General features: G+C 64.4%; 14 protein-coding genes. 9 read left to right on the forward strand and 5 right to left on the reverse strand.

Annotated features, from left to right (window positions below; genetic code table 11):
- The first annotated feature begins 51 nt into the window (after positions 1 to 51).
- Complete coding sequence (locus tag HU763_RS13215; RefSeq protein ID WP_186685692.1) at positions 52 to 651, forward strand: START domain-containing protein; 600 nt, start codon at positions 52 to 54, stop codon at positions 649 to 651.
- Positions 652 to 1,070: 419 nt separating this feature from the next.
- Here HU763_RS13215 and HU763_RS13220 read toward each other — a convergent pair whose 3' ends face one another.
- The 3 genes from HU763_RS13220 to pobA form a co-directional block, all read right to left on the reverse strand.
- Positions 1,071 to 1,952: a LysR substrate-binding domain-containing protein gene (locus HU763_RS13220; protein WP_170030193.1), complete on the reverse strand. Its 882-nt coding sequence runs from the start codon at positions 1,950 to 1,952 to the stop codon at positions 1,071 to 1,073.
- Between the two features lie 70 nt (positions 1,953 to 2,022).
- Positions 2,023 to 3,813, reverse strand: a complete 1,791-nt coding sequence (ggt, locus tag HU763_RS13225) for a gamma-glutamyltransferase (protein WP_186685691.1) — start codon at positions 3,811 to 3,813, stop codon at positions 2,023 to 2,025.
- 107 nt (positions 3,814 to 3,920) lie between these two features.
- Positions 3,921 to 5,108 carry a 4-hydroxybenzoate 3-monooxygenase gene (gene pobA / locus HU763_RS13230; RefSeq protein WP_186685690.1) on the reverse strand — a complete coding sequence of 396 codons (1,188 nt, stop codon included), beginning with the start codon at positions 5,106 to 5,108 and terminating at the stop codon, positions 3,921 to 3,923.
- A 172-nt stretch (positions 5,109 to 5,280) separates the two neighbouring features.
- Between pobA and HU763_RS13235 the strand changes: the two genes are divergently transcribed.
- The 3 genes from HU763_RS13235 to HU763_RS13245 all read left to right on the forward strand — a co-directional run bounded on the left by HU763_RS13235 (position 5,281) and on the right by HU763_RS13245 (position 7,577).
- The gene (locus HU763_RS13235) at positions 5,281 to 6,159 is read left to right on the forward strand and encodes a helix-turn-helix domain-containing protein (protein WP_186685689.1); all 879 of its coding nucleotides are present in this window, start codon (positions 5,281 to 5,283) and stop codon (positions 6,157 to 6,159) included.
- A gap of 100 nt (positions 6,160 to 6,259) precedes the next feature.
- Positions 6,260 to 6,658 carry a MerR family transcriptional regulator gene (locus HU763_RS13240; protein WP_186685688.1) on the forward strand — a complete coding sequence of 133 codons (399 nt, stop codon included), beginning with the start codon at positions 6,260 to 6,262 and terminating at the stop codon, positions 6,656 to 6,658.
- 19 nt (positions 6,659 to 6,677) lie between these two features.
- Entirely contained in the window at positions 6,678 to 7,577 is a 900-nt protein-coding gene (locus HU763_RS13245) for a hydroxymethylglutaryl-CoA lyase (RefSeq protein ID WP_170030197.1), read from the forward strand.
- Between the two features lie 531 nt (positions 7,578 to 8,108).
- On the opposite strand, the gene HU763_RS13250 is transcribed toward HU763_RS13245, so the two are convergent.
- Positions 8,109 to 8,627, reverse strand: coding sequence for an MgtC/SapB family protein (locus HU763_RS13250; RefSeq protein ID WP_186685687.1), 519 nt, complete (start codon positions 8,625 to 8,627; stop codon positions 8,109 to 8,111).
- Between the two features lie 183 nt (positions 8,628 to 8,810).
- On the opposite strand from HU763_RS13250, the gene HU763_RS13255 reads away from it, so the two are divergent.
- The 5 genes from HU763_RS13255 to HU763_RS13275 all read left to right on the forward strand — a co-directional run bounded on the left by HU763_RS13255 (position 8,811) and on the right by HU763_RS13275 (position 15,877).
- Complete coding sequence (locus HU763_RS13255) at positions 8,811 to 9,050, forward strand: DUF3203 family protein (protein ID WP_186685686.1); 240 nt, start codon at positions 8,811 to 8,813, stop codon at positions 9,048 to 9,050.
- A gap of 121 nt (positions 9,051 to 9,171) precedes the next feature.
- Positions 9,172 to 10,575, forward strand: coding sequence for a cytochrome c oxidase accessory protein CcoG (gene ccoG, locus HU763_RS13260; RefSeq protein WP_186685685.1), 1,404 nt, complete (start codon positions 9,172 to 9,174; stop codon positions 10,573 to 10,575).
- Between the two features lie 50 nt (positions 10,576 to 10,625).
- Positions 10,626 to 12,035, forward strand: a complete 1,410-nt coding sequence (gene mapR, locus HU763_RS13265) for a GntR family transcriptional regulator MpaR (RefSeq protein WP_186685683.1) — start codon at positions 10,626 to 10,628, stop codon at positions 12,033 to 12,035.
- A 57-nt stretch (positions 12,036 to 12,092) separates the two neighbouring features.
- A complete protein-coding gene (locus HU763_RS13270; protein WP_186685681.1) occupies positions 12,093 to 13,748 on the forward strand; it encodes a PAS domain-containing sensor histidine kinase in 1,656 nt (551 codons plus the stop codon).
- A gap of 62 nt (positions 13,749 to 13,810) precedes the next feature.
- Complete coding sequence (locus HU763_RS13275) at positions 13,811 to 15,877, forward strand: PAS domain-containing protein (RefSeq protein WP_186685679.1); 2,067 nt, start codon at positions 13,811 to 13,813, stop codon at positions 15,875 to 15,877.
- A gap of 7 nt (positions 15,878 to 15,884) precedes the next feature.
- On the opposite strand, the gene HU763_RS13280 is transcribed toward HU763_RS13275, so the two are convergent.
- A complete protein-coding gene (locus HU763_RS13280) occupies positions 15,885 to 16,631 on the reverse strand; it encodes an SDR family oxidoreductase (protein ID WP_186685677.1) in 747 nt (248 codons plus the stop codon).
- Positions 16,632 to 16,682 lie beyond the last annotated feature (51 nt).

A 16,682-nucleotide genomic window follows, 5' to 3' on the forward strand; every position in this document is an offset into this window, starting at 1 on the left:
GCTTTCTTTTGGCCGCGCATACTGGAGCCTCGTCCCCGCGCGGTACTTGTCATGAACCGCTGCCTGCTGCTTGCCGCCCTGCTGCTCTGGTCCCGCGCCCCGGCCGCCGATGACTGGAACCTGGCCTATGATCGCGAAGGCATTCGCGTGTACCTGAGTGGTGTCGCCGGTTCGCCGTACCAGCAATTTCGCGGTGTCAGCACCATGAAAGCCAGCCTGCGCACGCTCACCGACCTGCAGGAGAACCTGCGGGTCGCCTGCAAATGGCTGTATGCCTGTGCCCAGATGCGCCTGCTGGAGGTAAACGGTGCCGATACCTGGGTCTACCTGACCACTAACCTGCCGTGGCCGACGATGCCACGGGACATCGTGCTGAAGGTGACCACCGAGCGGCTCGACGATGGCACCCTGGTACGACACCTGAGCGCCGAGCCGGGCCGCTTGCCGGAAGCGCCCGGGCTGATCCGCGTGCAGCACCTGTCCGGCGAATGGATCATGAGACCGCTCGGCAAGCGGGAAACCGAGGTGATCTACCAGCTGCAAGCCGACCCTGCAGGGGATGTGCCGGCTTGGCTGGCCAATCGGTTCGTGGTCGATGCGCCGGTGGTCACCCTCAGAACCCTGAGGGCCGTAGCCGAGCGTCAGCCTTGAGGCTTCAGTCAAACTCGAAGGACGGGTTGCAATGGCCGGTTTCAGTCAGGTAGGTACCTTCAGGGGCAGGGTGTGCTTGGCACGCCAATGCTCCGGACGCTCCGACGACGGGCTTCAGGCTGTTCGGTACACGCTGCAGTCGTTTCGCTGATGGCAGTATCCGCATCTTCACGCTCGTTGCCGTGAGCTACTTGAACCAGGCCTGCGGCGGCCAGTGCGATCTTTTTCACAGGGTCTCCGGAATGAGATCAAAGGGGTTGCGCAGCAGATCCTATGTTTTGCCAAGCCTGGATGACTTTAGCCAGATTCCCCGCGAATCATTCAGAAACCCGCTCCTGCCTTGCGGGAAGGATCGAGGCAGCAGTCATCGCTCCAAGGCAATCGACGCGTCACCGAACCCGCTACCGCAGTTGCAGCGCTCAGATGCCGCCACCCGCCAACAATTGCGTCATCACTTCGGCCAGGGCCTTGACCATGACATCCGCGGTCGGCCGGTGGACGATGACGATTTCGTAGCTGTCGACCTCCGGCAGTCCCTGGCCTGCCCCCAGCACCCGGTGCTCGCCGGTCGCCGCCCGCGGTGGCAGCAGGCTGATGCCCATGCCGTCGGCCACCGCAGCCTGGATACCACTGAGGCTCGAGCTGGTGAAGCTGATGCGCCAGCGGCGGCCGATGCCCTCGATGGCGTTGATCATATCGTCGCGGTACAGGCCCCGTGGCGGGAAGGTCACCAGCGGGATCGGGTCCAGCTCGAAGGCCGGCGTGCGCGCGCTGTCGATCCATTGCAGGCGCTCCGGCCAGCAAGCCACGCCCTCGCGGGCGTTGCGCCGCTGCTTGAGCAGCACCAGGTCGAGTTCACCGTTGTCGTAGGCCTGGCTGAGGTCGCGGCACAGGCCGCTGGTCACTTCCAGCTTTACCTGCGGGTTGCGCCTGCTGAATGCCGACAGCGCATTGGTGGTGCGCCCGCCGACGAAGTCCTCGGGCACCCCCAGGCGTACGGTCACCCCGACCATCGCCCCGGCCAGGGCTTCGAGCATCTGGTCGTTCAGGGCCAGCATGTGCCGGGCATAGCCGAGCAAGGTCTGCCCGGCGTCGGTCGGCAACACATCACGATTGCCACGCACCAGCAGGCGATGCCCGACCATGTCCTCAAGGCGCCGCACTTTCTGGCTGATGGTCGATTGGGTCGAGTGCAGGCGGGCCGCAGCCGTGGTGAAACTGCCACAATCGGCCACCACCACGATTGCACGCAGCAGGTCGAGGTCGAACAGGGCCCTATTCGATTTCACGCCAGTAGACATCCCGGTATTCAACTTCTGAATGGCAAGGCTGTTTTCTATCACGCCCCTCCCTATGCCGCAACGCGCACCGCTAGTCACCCAGTGCCACGCCCTCACGCCGTGGATCGGCACCGCCCGACCAGCCCTCGCCGCTGCGCTGGATGATCTGCATGCCACTGGTCATGGTCATCGGCGTTACCGCATGGCCCCAGGTTGCCAACTGGCGGATCAGCGCCGGGCTGGCCAGCCCCGCCTCCACTTCGGTGTCGGCATTGCGGCTGCCGAAGTTTGGCAGGCTAGCGGCCTGCTGCGGATCAAGCTGCCAATCCAGCAGGCCGATCAGCGCCTTGTTGACGTAACCGATGATCTGCGAGCCGCCGGGCGAGCCGAGGCTGGCCACCAGTTCGCCGGAGGCCCGCGAGAACACCAGGGTCGGCGCCATGGACGACAGCGGCCGCTTGCCCGGCTGTACCCGATTGGCCACAGGCTTGCCCTGCTCCTGTGCAATGAACGAGAAGTCGGTCAGGTGATTGTTGAGCAGAAAGCCCTTGACCATCAGGTGCGCACCGAATGCCGCTTCCACGGAAGTGGTCATGGCCAGCGCCTGGCCGTGGTCATCCACCGCGCTGAGGTGCGAGGTGGAAATGCGCAGTGGCGAGCGGTCGGGGGCCATGGCCAGGTCGGCGCCCTGCGGCTGGCCAGGGCGGGCGCGCTTCATGCTGTATTCGCCGACCTGTGCGGCGCGGGCGGCCAGGTAGGCGGGGTCGGTCAACGCCTTGACCGGGACCGGCACATAATCGCTGTCGGCCAGGTACTGGGCACGGTCGGCATAGGCCAGGCGCTCGGCCTCGGCAACCAGGTGCACGGCCAACGGCGGCGCCTCCAGCCCGGCTGCGGATGAGCTGGGCAACGGCCGCATGGCGGCAAGGTCGCGTGACGGCGAAGCCCGCTGCAGCGCTTCGAGAATGCCCAGGGTCTGCAGCACCGCTACCCCACCCGACGAAGGCGGCGGCATGCCGCAGATGCGCCAGGCCTTGTAGGGGCCGCAGACCGGCTCGCGCACCTTGGCCTGGTACTGCTGCAGGTCCTGCAACGACAGGTAGCCGCGGTTGGCATGGCTGCGCACCCTGGCCACCATGGCTTCGGCGATTGCGCCGGTGTAGAACGCCTCGGCGCCATGCGCGGCAATCTGCTCGAAGGTGTCCGCCAGTTCGGGGTTGCGCAAGGTCGTGCCGACCGCCAGCGGCTTGCCATGCTCATCCAGGAAATAGCGGGCCATGGCCGCTGACTGAGCAATGAACGGGTCGCTCGCCACCAGGGCATGAAGGCGTTCGGAAACCGGGAAACCGTTGCGCGCCAACCTGATCGCCGGGGTGAACAACTCACGCCAGGGCAGCTTGCCGTGTTGCGCATGGGCCAGTTGCAACGCCCGCAGGACCCCTGGCACCCCCACCGAACGCCCGCCGATCTGCGCAGCCCTGAAAGGCATCGGTGAGCCGTCGGCTTGCAGGAACAGATTTTCCGACACCGCCGCCGGGGCGGCCTCGCGGCCATCGTAGGCCTGCACGCGGTGGCCGTCCCAGTACAAGATGAACGCCCCGCCACCAATGCCACTGGATTGCGGCTCGACCAGGGTCAGCACCATCTGCATGGCGATGGCCGCGTCGATGGCGCTACCACCGGCACGCAGCATTGCTCGCCCCGCCTCGCTGGCCAGCGGGTTGGCGGCTGCGACCATGTGCCGGCTGGCGTGCACCGGCTGCAGGCCCGTTCGGTAGCCAGAGGCCAGTTCCGGTGGTGCGGGCAACACCGTGTCGGCACAGGCCCAACCACTGGCAACCAGCAGCCACAGGGCGCCCGTCAGGGGCGTGAAGAATGTCATCGTTTGCTTCCTGCGATTACCTGTTCAGCGAGGCACTGTCGGTCATCCGCGGACCGGTCTGCAAGTGCTGGTGGTTTTTCCAGCCTGCCGGCAGCCAGGCACGGGCCTCAGGCCACTTCCTCGAACGGCAGGCCCACATAGTTCTCGGCAATGTTCATCAACCCCGCCGGCGAACTCAGGAAGTACTCGCGGTCGGCCTCTTGCATCTTCTGGTCCCAGGCGTCCTTGTGGCTGCCGAAATCATGCAGCAGCTGGGTCATGAACCAGCTGAAGCGTTCGCCCTTCCACACGCGGCGCAGGGCCAGCGGCGAATATTGCTGCAGCAAGTCGGTACGCCCCTCGCGATACACCTTGAGCAGGATGCGGTACAGGTAGTTGACGTCCGAGGCCGCCAGGTTCAGGCCCTTGGCCCCGGTCGGCGGGACGATGTGCGCGGCGTCGCCGACCAGGAACAGACGACCGTACTGCATCGGCTCGACCACCAGGCTGCGCAGCGGCGCGATGCTCTTCTCCAGGGCCGGACCAGTCACCAGGCGCGCCGCCACGTCTTCGGGCAGGCGCGCTTTGAGCTCATTCCAGAAGCGCTCGTCGGACCAGGCTTCCACCTGCTCGCCCAGCGGCACTTGCAGGTAATAGCGGCTGCGGGTCTGCGAGCGCTGGCTGCACAGGACGAAACCGCGCACGTGGTGCGCGTAGATCAGCTCGTGATTGACCGGCGGGGTATCGGCCAGCAGGCCCAGCCAGCCAAACGGGTAGACCCGCTCGTACTGCTTCAGCACACCGTCAGGGATGCTTTGCCGCGAGACGCCGTGGAAACCGTCACAGCCAGCGATGTAGTCGCAGTTCACGCGGTGCACCTGGCCATCCTTCTCGTACGTCAGGTACGGCCGCTCTCCCTGGAGTTCATGCGGCTGGACGTTGGCCGCCGAGTAGATGATCGGCGCGCCACTGGCCTGGCGTGCCTGCATCAGGTCTCGGGTGACTTCGGTCTGGCCGTACACCATCACCGTCTTGCCGCCGGTCAGGGCCTTGAGGTCCAGGCGCTGGCGGCGCCCACCGACCAGCAGCTCGACGCCTTCATGGACCAGGCCTTCGCGGTCCATGCGCTCGGCCACACCGGCTTCACGCAGCAGGTCGACCGTGCTTTGCTCCAGCACCCCGGCACGGATGCGGCCAAGCACGTATTCGGGCGTCTGGTGTTCGACGATGACGGTATCGATACCGGCCTTGTGCAGCAGTTGGCCCAGCAGCAGGCCAGACGGACCTGCACCAATAATTGCGACCTGAGTTTTCATTGTTGTTATCTCTGTGCGGACGATGCCGGCCCTGGACTGGCAGCGGGGCAGCATCTGCTGTTAGGGTTTGCCCTTGCATTTTTACTGGCAAAAACAGCCATTGAAGTGTGCTATTCCATGCATAACCTGCACTTTTACAAAAAACGTTCGATTAACGGACAGGCGTGCACACATGAAATCCACCCTCCCCGGCGTCCCCTTGTTCAAGTTGTACGGTGAAAACCAGGCCTGGCCCGGCACCGACCTGCTGCACTGCGAGTCGATCCCGGCGCGTAGCCGTTTGCATCACTGGGAAATCAAACCGCACCAGCACGCGGAGCTGTTCCAGCTGCTGTACGTGCAGCGCGGCCGGGCCGAGGTGGAAATCGAGGGGGTACGCAATACCATCGGCGAAGCGGCGATCCAGGTGGTGCCACCGCTGACCGTGCATGGCTTTCGCTTCAGTGCCGACATTCAGGGTTATGTACTGACCTTCGGTACGGCGCTGGTGGCGAACCTGGAACAGCGCCTGGAGGCACCCCTGGCCGTGCTGGCGAAAGCGGCGTGTTACCCGCTGGGCCAGGACCGTGCGCGCCTGCGCAGCCTGATCGACACCCTGCAGCAGGAATACCAGGGCAACGCGCCGGCCCGCGCGGCGCTGCTCGAGGCCCTGGTAACAGCGCTGATGGTGTGGATCAGCCGTCGCCAGCAGTCGGGGCAGACGCCGCGCAACCGGGATGAGCGTGACCGGCACTTGCTGGGGCAGTATCTGCGTTTGGTCGAGGCGCACTATCGCGAGCACCTGTCGGTGGAGGACTTTGCCGCCCGGCTGAATATTCCCAGCCTGCAACTGAACCAGCTGTGCCGCGCACTGAGTGGGCAAACGGCACTGCAGGTGGTGCACCAGCGGTTGCTGCTGGAGGCGCGGCGCAATCTGGCCTACACACGGATGAGTATCGGGCAGTTGTCGGATACCCTGGGGTTCACCGACCCGACGTACTTTGCCCGCTGGTTCAAGCGCTTGAGTGGGCAGACACCCAATGGCTATCGGCGGGCGGTGCAGCTGGGCTGATTGGCTATCGCCGGTACAGGCGATAAACATACCCACCCCTGCTTGACGTTTACGTCAACCTGCGGTCAGGATAGCCGCATACACCACGCCGAGCCCCAGCATGAGCACCCACACCTACAGCATTTCCGACCTGTCCCGCGAGCTGGACATCACCACCCGCGCCATCCGCTTCTATGAAGAACAGGGCCTGCTGAGCCCTGAACGCCGCGGCTTGGAACGTATCTATTCGGCGCGCGACAAGGTCAGCCTGAAGCTCATCCTGCGCGGCAAGCGCATCGGCTTTTCCCTGGCTGAATGCCGTGAGCTGATCGAGCTGTACGACCCGTCCAGCGGCAACCTCAAGCAGCTCAACAGCATGCTGGCGAAAATCGCCGAGCGCCGCGCCCAGCTGGAACAGCAGATGCTCGACATCCACCAGATGCAACTGGAACTGGATACCGCCCAGGAGCGCTGCGAGCAGGCCCTGGCCGCCACCCTGAACAACAAAGACAACCGCTGAAAGCCACAGGAAACCCGCCATGTCCTTGCCCAAACACGTTCGCCTGGTCGAAGTCGGCCCTCGCGACGGCCTGCAGAACGAAGCCCAGCCCATCAGCGTCGCCGACAAGGTACGCCTGGTGGATGACCTTACCGAGGCGGGCCTGGCCTACATCGAAGTGGGCAGTTTCGTCTCGCCCAAATGGGTGCCGCAGATGGCCGGTTCCGCAGAAGTGTTCGCCGGCATCCAGCAACGCCCGGGTGTCACCTATGCCGCGCTGGCGCCCAACCTGCGCGGTTTCGAAGATGCCCTGGCTGCCGGGGTAAAGGAAGTGGCGGTATTCGCCGCGGCTTCGGAAGCCTTCTCGCAGCGCAACATCAATTGCTCGATCAGCGACAGCCTCAAGCGCTTCGAGCCGATCATGGAAGCCGCCCGTCACCACGGCGTGCGTGTGCGGGGCTATGTTTCTTGCGTACTTGGCTGCCCCTATGAAGGCAAGGTCGATGCCGGCCAGGTCGCGCCGGTGGCTCGCGCCCTGTACGACATGGGCTGCTACGAGGTCTCGCTGGGCGATACCATCGGCACCGGCACCGCAGGTGATACCCGACGCCTGTTCGACACAGTGTCGGCACAAGTACCGCGCGAGCGGCTGGCCGGGCACTTCCACGACACCTACGGCCAGGCCTTGGCCAATGTGTATGCCAGCCTGCTCGAAGGCATCAGCGTGTTCGACAGCTCGGTCGCCGGGCTGGGCGGTTGCCCTTACGCCAAGGGCGCGACTGGCAATGTCGCCAGCGAAGATGTGGTGTACCTGCTACAGGGGCTGGGCATCGAAACCGGCATCGACCTGCAGCGGCTGATCGCTGCCGGCCAGCGCATCAGCGCTGTGCTGGGCCGCGACAACGGGTCGCGGGTCGCACGCGCATGCAGCGCACGATAGTCATACGGGTGTCACATCGATGTGGGTGAAGTGTTACCGCCGCCACGTTTCACAGCAAAAAATCGGGTAACAGGGAAACAAATCGGCAAAATCTCAGGCCAGGCGATTCCGATGAAAATCACTAAGTGCTTGTTTTTAAAGGAATTTAAAAAGTTGGCACGCACCCTGCTAAATCTCTGGCACAACAACAAAAAAAACGTGACACCCAATAAAAACAACAGGTAACGGCTCTGACATAACAAGAACAACACGGCAGAGGCGTAGCAAGCAGATTTTTTTGGAGTCGACACGCTTTTCAGGGGTACGCCCCGCGGTCTGGCACAGAACAATAAAACTACCTCAAGGTAGCGGCAGCCAGGTTCGGATCAGCCATGATGAAAGCAGGTCAGCGCTCAAAAAAATACGTTTGCTCTTGACCCCGAATGGGGGTCACCCGCAACACCCGGACAGGCTGACAAAAACAACAACAGGCCGGTCCCAATAATAAAAATAGAGCAGGCAACAACGCTTTGAGGGGAGCTTCGGCTCCCCTCAGTGCTTCCTGCCCTCTTCCTCTTCCTGTTTTTTCTCATCCTGCCCTTCAAGCTTCTCTACCAGCAACGGCATCGTGCCCAGCACCAGCAGGGCCAGCACCGTGCTGATCAGCGCCGTGGCTTCGCGGCCCATGCCGGCGGCCGTGCCGATGGCGGCAGTCATCCATAACCCGGCGGCCGTCGTCAGTCCTTTGACATGGCTGGGGTCCTGGCCGTTACCTTTCAAGATGGTACCTGCACCGAGAAAGCCGATACCGGCGACGATACCCTGGATCACCCTGCTCAAGGCATCTTCCTCGGCACCGGCCATGCTCGGCGCCAGCACGAACAGTGCCGCTCCCAGCGACACCAGCATATGCGTGCGCACGCCAGCCGACTTGCCCTTGTGTTCACGCTCGAAGCCCAGCACCGCACCGAGCAAGGCGGCCATCAGCAGGCGCACGAGTATCTGCGTGACTTCCCGGGCGTCGGTGATATCGGCGAATTCGGCCTGGATTGCTTGCCAGATGAGGTCCATCGCGGTCGTTCCCATGCCTGAACTTGGTGTTACCAGGCCCACGGGTTCACCTGCGAAGAGGCCGGGCCTGGCATCTGCAACGATTGACCAGCATAGCCAGGGCAAAGTGCCGCTGAACCTGCCGATGCAGCAACCGGCCCGATTCCGTGGTCCACCCCTTAACCGCTGATGGAGGACCACCCCATGCCCGTTGAAATCGACCCAACCACCCGCCGCTGCACCCTCATCGGCGCGGATCTGCGCATCGAAGGCGAAGGCCCGGCCATCGAGATCATCACCGATGAACAGCTGCGCATGTCGGTAGCCCTGCTCGCCGGCCAGCGCGTGCCGATCACCGAGGCTGAGGCCGATGCGCTGACCGTAGCCGGTGCGGTGGATAGCCGCAGGCATCTGAAGTCCAGCGCGCCAGGCTCGGTAATCTAGGGCCTGGCGAGGCAAGCCGGGCAATCTGATCCGGTTTTTATCGTAAAATCTGAGCCTGTGCTGATAACAGGCTCAGGGCCATAGTGTTCACGCCTGATCGAGGCCTGATGAGCACCGAGCCATGACCGATAGAATCCTTTGCACAGAGATCGCCACTGCCCCAGCCAGCGCCCAGCCACGACATACCGACACCGGCATCCATACCCGCAGCTTCTCCGGGCGGTACCGCAACCTGCGCATCGGCTTCGCCGGCGCCCTGTTCCTGCTGTTCTTCGGCACTGCCTGGCTGGACTGGGACGGTCGCCAGGCCGTGCTCTGGGACCTGGGCAACAGCAAGTTCCACATCTTTGCCGCCACCTTCTGGCCGCAGGACTTCATCCTGTTGTCGGCGCTGCTGATCATCTGTGCCTTCGGCCTGTTCGCCATCACGGTGTACGCTGGCCGCGTGTGGTGCGGCTACAGCTGCCCGCAAAGCACCTGGACCTGGTTGTTCATGTGGTGCGAAAAGGTCACCGAGGGTGACCGCAACCAGCGCATCAAGCTGGCCGCCGCCCCCTGGAGCCTGAACAAACTGGGCCGCCGCGCGCTGAAGCACAGCCTGTGGTTGGCCATCGGCCTGCTCACCGGCCTGACCTTCGTCGGCTATTTCACCCCGATCCGCCCACTGGCCGCAGAGCTGTTCACCTTGCAACTGGGCGGTGTGGCGCTGTTCTGGGTACTGTTCTTCACCGCCGCCACCTACCTCAACGCCGGCCTGCTGCGCGAAGCGGTGTGCCTGCACATGTGCCCCTATGCCCGCTTCCAGAGCGTGATGTTCGACAAGGACACCCTGGCGGTCGCCTATGACCCGCGGCGTGGCGAGGCCCGTGGCGCGCGCAAGAAAGGCAGCGATGCCCGCGCGCAGGGCCTGGGTGATTGCATCGATTGCACCTTGTGCGTGCAGGTATGCCCCACCGGCATTGATATCCGTGACGGTTTGCAGATGGCTTGCATCGGTTGTGCCGCCTGCATCGACGCCTGTGACGCAGTCATGGACAAGATGGGCTACGCCCGTGGCCTGATCGGCTACAAGTCCGAACACAGCCTGCAAGGTGGCACCACCCATTGGTGGCGCCCGCGCCTGCTGGGCTATGCCGCCGCCCTGGGGGTGATGATTGCGGCACTGGTGCTGGCCTTGCACCTGCGGCCAATGGTATCGCTGGACGTGATCAAGGACCGCAGCCTGTTCCGCGAGAATGCCCTCGGCCAGATCGAGAACATCTATCTGCTCAAGGTCATCAACAAGACCGCCCGCCCGCAGCACTACGCGTTGCGCCTGCTGGACGCCGATGGCTTGCGCTTGCAGGGCAAGACCGCATTCACCCTCGCGGCCGGCGAAATGAGCGAACTGCCAGTATCGGTGGCGCTGTTGACCGAGCGCCCGGCCAGCAGCTCGCAGACGCTGAGCTTCGAAATCAGCGAGCGCGACGATCCGGCCATCCGCAGTGTGGCCCACAGCCGCTTCGTCGCACCGCTGAACCGTTGATCCCTTACACTGACCCCACCTTGCCTGCCAGGCTTCGACAGAAGGCCAGAATGAAACGCTACGAACGCTTTGCCGATGACATTGCCGAACTGATTCGCTCCGGGGTGCTGGGCCCCGGCCAGCGCGTGCCCTCGGTGCGCTATGCCAGCCAGACCCACGGGGTCAGCCCGTCCACCGTGTTCCAGGCCTACTACCTGCTGGAGCGGCGCGGCCTGATCCGCGCGCGGCCGCGTTCAGGTTACTTCGTCAACGCCTACGCCCCACGCCAGTTCAGCGAGCCGCAGGGCTTGCAGCCGGTCAGCGAGTCCACCACCGTCGACGTCAGCGCGCTGGTGTTCTCGATCCTCGACTCGATCAAGGACCCCAACACCGTGCCGTTCGGTTCGGCCTTCCCCAGCCCAGAGCTGTTCCCGCTGCAGCGTCTGTCGCGTTCGCTGGCCAGCGCCGGCCGCAGCATGGACCCGCGCATGGTGGTCACCGACCTGTCGCCGGGCAACCCGCAGTTGCGCCGGCAGATTGCCTTGCGCTACATGGTCGGCGGGCTGATGTTGCCGATGGAGGAACTGCTGATCACCAACGGCGCGCTGGAAGCATTGAACCTGTGCCTGCAAGCGGTCACCCAGCCTGGCGACCTGGTGGCCATCGAGGCACCGGCGTTCTACGCCTGCCTGCAGGTGCTGGAGCGGCTCAAGCTCAAGGCGGTAGAAATACCCGTGCATCCGCGCGAAGGCATCGACCTTGGCGTGCTTGCGCAAACCCTGGAAAAACACCCGGTCAAAGCCGTATGGTGCATGACCAATTTCCAGAACCCAGTGGGCGCCAGCATGCCGGAAGCGAAAAAGCAGGCGCTGGTGGCGCTGCTGACCCGGCATCAGGTGCCCTTGATCGAAGACGATGTGTATGCCGAGCTGTACTACGCCCAGCAGGCCCCCAAACCGGCCAAGGCTTTCGATACCCAGGGCCTGGTGATGCATTGTGGTTCGTTCGCCAAGAGCCTGGCACCGGGCTACCGTATCGGTTGGGTCGCCGCCGGGCGCTTCGCGCAAAAAATCGAGCGCCTGAAACTGATGACCTCGCTGTGTGCATCGATGCCGGCCCAGGCAGCCATTGCCGACTACCTGCAGCACGGCGGCTACGACCGCCACCTGCGCAAGCTGCGCTACGCCCTGGAAGGCCAGCAGGCCAACATGCTGGCGGCCATCGCGCGGCATTTCCCGGCGCAGACGCGGGTCAGCCAGCCCTCCGGCGGTTACTTCCTGTGGCTGGAGCTGCCCGAACGGATGGATGCGCTGAAGCTGTTTCACATGGCCCTGGCCCAAGGCATCAGCATCGCTCCAGGGCCGATCTTCTCGCCCACCCGGCGTTTCGGCAACTGCATCCGCCTGAACTACGGCAGCCCCTGGCATGACGACGCCGAGCGGGCCATGGAGACCCTGGGGCGGATCATTCGCTCGTTCTGATGGTTGATGGCCCGGCAGGCGACCATAGTTGCCCGATCCGTACACCGGGACTTCGTCATGCAACCAGATTCGCTCACGTCGTTGGCGCAACTGCAGGCGCGTGTCGCCGAGCTGGAAGCACGCCTGGCCGAGCGCGACGACGGCGCCCTGGCCCACAACCGCTTGCTGGGCGAACTGCTCGATAACAGCCGAGCCAACGTGTTCGCCGCCGACCGCAAGTTGCGCCTGGTGGCGATCAACCGGACGGCCCGGGAAACCTTCGAGCGTTATCGTGGCTTTGTGCCGCAGATTGGCGACTACGTGCCGCAGTTTCTGCTTAACCAACCCGACCTCATGGGCCGCCTGGCACCGGTGTGGCCACGCGTGCTGGCCGGTGAAGCGTTCATCGATACCATTACCCTCGGGCCGCCTGACGCCCCGCGCCATTACGAAATCCGCTACCACCCGTGGCGCGACGCTGAGCAGCGGATCCAGGGTGGCTACATGTTCGCTTATGACATCACCGAGCGCATGGCCAATCAGCAGCGCCTGCGCCAGGCTGAGGAAGCACTGCGCCAGGCGCAGAAAATGGAAGCCGTCGGCCAGTTGACCGGGGGCATCGCACACGACTTCAACAATCTGCTGGGCAGCTTGCTGGGCTCGCTGGAACTCGCCGGGCAACGCCTGGGCCAGCAGCGCCTCGCTGACACCGCGCGCATGCTCGAACTCAGCCGCAACAACGTCTTGCGCGCCACCGCCCTGGTGCAGCACCTGCTGGCTTTTTCACGCCAGCAGGCCCTCGTGCCGCAAGCCGTCGATGTGCACCAGCTGGTTGCCGACATGCACGACCTGATCCGCAGCTCGACCGGCCCGCACATCGCGTTCCAGGACCAAACGCTGGCCGGACAATGGCCGATCCGTATCGACCCGCAGCAGCTGGAAAGCGTCTTGCTCAACCTGTGTATCAACGCCCGTGACGCCATGCCAAGCGGCGGTAACCTGCGCATCAGCTGTGCAAGCGTCAATCTCGCAGCGGCCGAGGCCAAGCGCCTGGACCTGCCACCAGGCCACTACCTGCACATTGCTGTCGAGGACAACGGCCTGGGCATGCCCAGTTCGGTACTGCAGCGCGCCGTCGAACCGTTCTTCACCACCAAGCCACTGGGCCAGGGCACCGGCCTGGGCTTGTCGATGGCCTATGGCTTTGCTCGCCAGTCCGGTGGGCAGTTGCTGATCGACAGCATCGCCGGGCGGGGCACCTGCGTTCATCTGTACTTTCCCCGGCACCAACACCCGGGTGTTGCTGATAGCCCGCTGGCTGGCGCAGCCCATGGCGAACCCGCAGGTCCACGCGGGCAGCGCATCATGCGGGTAGAGGACCAGCCGGCGCTGCGCCTGGTGCTGGTAGAAGTGCTGACCGAGCTGGGCCATGAGGTGCAGGCCCTGGAAGATGGCCGCCAGGCCGTCGAGGCGCTGCGCCAGCCCCCACCGCCGGACTTGCTGGTCGCGGATATCGGCCTGCCCGGAGGAACCGACGGCTACCAGCTGGCAGAGATTTATCAGAAACTTGTGAAAGACGCCCCGGTATTGCTGATTACCGGTTACGAAATGACCGATGCGCTACCCGAGGCCGGGCTTGGCCAGCGCACCGCCCTGTTGGCCAAGCCGTTCACGCTGCAGACCCTTGGCGAACGGCTTGGCCAGCTTCTGGGCACCCACGCGCAGCCGCGCTGAACGCTATTCGGCGGCAGGTTAACACGCTAAAGTCAGGGCGTTACCTTTTGTCGGATAGCGACATGCCTCATCGCGACCTGCTCACCCTGCGTCAACAAGTCGAAGACCTGCAACGGCAGAACGCGTTGTTGGAAGCACGGCTTTCGAGCCTGCAGGACCACGGCCAGGACTTCTACCGCTGGTTGTTCGACACCATGGACGAAGGCTTCTGCATCATCGAGTTCTTCGACGGCCCGCACGGCCCGCTCAGTGACTACGTGCATGTGCTGGCCAACGCGGCCTATACCAAGCATGCTGGCATTGCCAATGTGGTCGGGCAGAAGCTGCGCGAAATGGTGCCTGATGAGGCCGATGACTGGGCAGCGCGCTATGGCGCCGTGCTGCGCACCGGCGAACCCTTGCATTTCGAGCAGGAACTGGTGGCTACCGGGCGGGTGTTGTCCATCACCACGTTCCGCGTGGAGCCCGCCGAGAAACGCCAGGTGGCCGTGCTGTTCAAGGACGTCACCGAACGGCGCCGGGCAGAGCAAGCCGTGCAGCGCCTGAACGAAGAGCTCGAGCAGCGGGTAAGCACTGCGCTGGCAGAGCGCAGGCTGTTTGCCGAGCTGGTCGATCACAGCGTGGTCAACGTGCATGTGATCGACAAGGACATGCGCTGGCTGGCGGTCAATCGGCAGGCCAGGCACGATTTCCAGTTGCTGTACGGGCAAACGCCGGAGATCGGCGACTACATGCCCGGGCTGATCGATGACGGCCAGCCCGAGCAGACGCCGATCCTGCCCCTGTGGCAACGCGCACTGCAGGGCGAGCAGTTCATCGAGACCGGCGCTTTTGGCCAGGCCCCCGCGCAGCGCCATTACGAGCTGCGCTTCAACGCCCTGCGCGACCATGAAGGCGAGATCCAGGGCGCCTATCTGTTCGCCTATGACATCAGCCAGCGGGTGCAGGAGCAAGCGCGGCTGGCCAAGGCCGAGGAGGCCCTGCGCCAGGCGCAGAAAATGGAAGCAGTAGGCCAGCTCAGCGGTGGCATCGCCCACGACTTCAACAACCTGCTGGGCGGCATCCTGGGTGCCCAGGAACTGATGCGCCAGCACCTGGAGCAGGCGCGGTTCGACAGCCTGGAGCCGTTGCTGGCATTGTCCAGTGGCTCGGCGCAACGGGCTTCTGCGCTGGTGCACCGGCTGCTGGCGTTTTCCCGCCAGCAAACCCTGCAACCCCGCTCCACCCAGGTGGCCACGCTGGTGGCTGGCCTGGAAGACCTGCTGCGCCGCACCATCGGCCCGTCCATCAACCTGACCAGCTGCTTCCCCTGCCAGCTGTGGCCGACGTTCATCGACCCGCCGCAACTGGAAAGCGCCCTGCTCAACGTCTGCATCAATGCCCGCGATGCCATGCCTGACGGTGGCGTGATCGATATCCATGGCGACAACCTGCTGCTGGACGACGAGCACGCCCGCGCCCTGGAACTGCCGGCCGGTGAATACGTGCGGCTGAGCATCAGCGACAACGGCAAGGGCATGTCGGCAGAGGTGGCCCAGCGTGCAGTGGACCCGTTCTTCACCACCAAGCCGATGGGCCAGGGCACTGGCCTGGGCTTGTCGATGACCTACGGTTTCGTGCGCCAGTCGGGCGGGCAATTGCGGCTGTTGTCGACGCTTGGCGAAGGGACCCGCATCGAGCTGCTGTTGCCCCGCCACCATGAGCCAGCTGAAGTACCGGCGCCCACGCCGCAGCGCACGGCGCCGGAAAAACCCAGCACGGCGGCGCAACGCATCCTGCTGATCGAAGACCAGATCGCCTTGCGCGTGGTGGTCTGCGAAGTGCTGCAAGAGCTGGGCTACCAGGTCGATGCTTTCGAGAACGGCCCGGCCGCCCTCGCCCACCTGCAAACCGGCGCGCGGCCAGACCTGTTGCTGAGCGATATCGGCCTGCCGGGAGGGCTGAATGGTCGCCAGGTGGCGGAACGTTGCCGCGAGCGCTACCCCGACCTCAAGGTACTGTTCATCACCGGCTACGATGAAAGCGCGGCGCTCAGAGACGGCCAGCTGCTACAAGGCACGCTGGTGCTGACCAAGCCGTTCGAGCTGCAGGTACTGGCCGAACGGATACGCACACTGCTGGACGGTTGACGGCGGCTCAGCGCCCGCCGCCCAGGTCGACGAAACTACCGGTAGCGTACGACGCCTTGTCCGAGAGCAACCAGAGGATGGCCTCGGCGACTTCCTCGGGGCGCCCGCCGCGGCCCATGGGCAAGCCGGGCTCAAGTTTGCTGACCCGCTCGGGGTCGCCGGAAAGCGCGTGGAACCCGGTATGGATATAGCCTGGCCGAACGCCATTGACCCGCACGCCCTCGCCTGCCACTTCCTTGGCCAGGCCGATGGTAAAGGTATCGAGCGCGCCCTTGGAGGCGGCGTAGTCCACGTATTCACTGGGTGAGCCCAGGCGTGCAGCCACCGATGACACGTTGACGATGGCCCCACCCTGGCCGCCGTGTCGGCGCGCCATGCGCAGCAAGGCGTGCTTGGCGCAGAGCATGGGGCCGACGATGTTGGTTTTCATGACCTTGAGCAGGCGGAATTCGGACATGTCCTCGACCCGGCTCTGCTGGCCGATGGTGCCAGCATTGTTGACCAGCGCGGTGACCGGGCCGAGTTCCTGGTCGACACGCAGGAACAGCTGTATGACCTCGTCTTCGACGCTGGCGTCGGCCCGCACGGCAATGGCCTCGGCGCCCAGGGCGCGGACCTGGCCGAGGATGTCAGCCGCAGCCTGATCGTCAGCGTGGTAATTGATGCAGATGCGGTAGCCCTGGCGGGCGGCCAGCAGCGCTGTGGCGGCGCCGATGCCACGGCTGGCACCGGTAATGACGATGACGTTCTGCATGGATATGCCGATCGTTGGGAAGGGACGATCGACAATAGGGGAAAAGGGACG

It is taken from the genome of Pseudomonas anuradhapurensis, assembly GCF_014269225.2.
In the GTDB taxonomy this organism is placed as follows: domain Bacteria; phylum Pseudomonadota; class Gammaproteobacteria; order Pseudomonadales; family Pseudomonadaceae; genus Aquipseudomonas; species Aquipseudomonas anuradhapurensis.

What these genes read in the sequence shown, in the direction of transcription:
- HU763_RS13220 (WP_170030193.1), bottom strand. Translation starts at nt 1,952, where the DNA reads ATGTCTACTGGCGTGAAATCGAATAGGGCCCTGTTCGACCTCGACCTG.
- ggt (WP_186685691.1), bottom strand. Translation starts at nt 3,813, where the DNA reads ATGACATTCTTCACGCCCCTGACGGGCGCCCTGTGGCTGCTGGTTGCC.
- HU763_RS13275 (WP_186685679.1), top strand. Translation starts at nt 13,811, where the DNA reads ATGCCTCATCGCGACCTGCTCACCCTGCGTCAACAAGTCGAAGACCTG.
- ccoG (WP_186685685.1), top strand. Translation starts at nt 9,172, where the DNA reads ATGACCGATAGAATCCTTTGCACAGAGATCGCCACTGCCCCAGCCAGC.
- HU763_RS13255 (WP_186685686.1), top strand. Translation starts at nt 8,811, where the DNA reads ATGCCCGTTGAAATCGACCCAACCACCCGCCGCTGCACCCTCATCGGC.
- HU763_RS13245 (WP_170030197.1), top strand. Translation starts at nt 6,678, where the DNA reads ATGTCCTTGCCCAAACACGTTCGCCTGGTCGAAGTCGGCCCTCGCGAC.
- pobA (WP_186685690.1), bottom strand. Translation starts at nt 5,108, where the DNA reads ATGAAAACTCAGGTCGCAATTATTGGTGCAGGTCCGTCTGGCCTGCTG.
- mapR (WP_186685683.1), top strand. Translation starts at nt 10,626, where the DNA reads ATGAAACGCTACGAACGCTTTGCCGATGACATTGCCGAACTGATTCGC.
- HU763_RS13240 (WP_186685688.1), top strand. Translation starts at nt 6,260, where the DNA reads ATGAGCACCCACACCTACAGCATTTCCGACCTGTCCCGCGAGCTGGAC.
- HU763_RS13235 (WP_186685689.1), top strand. Translation starts at nt 5,281, where the DNA reads ATGAAATCCACCCTCCCCGGCGTCCCCTTGTTCAAGTTGTACGGTGAA.
- HU763_RS13250 (WP_186685687.1), bottom strand. Translation starts at nt 8,627, where the DNA reads ATGGACCTCATCTGGCAAGCAATCCAGGCCGAATTCGCCGATATCACC.
- HU763_RS13280 (WP_186685677.1), bottom strand. Translation starts at nt 16,631, where the DNA reads ATGCAGAACGTCATCGTCATTACCGGTGCCAGCCGTGGCATCGGCGCC.
- HU763_RS13270 (WP_186685681.1), top strand. Translation starts at nt 12,093, where the DNA reads ATGCAACCAGATTCGCTCACGTCGTTGGCGCAACTGCAGGCGCGTGTC.
- HU763_RS13215 (WP_186685692.1), top strand. Translation starts at nt 52, where the DNA reads ATGAACCGCTGCCTGCTGCTTGCCGCCCTGCTGCTCTGGTCCCGCGCC.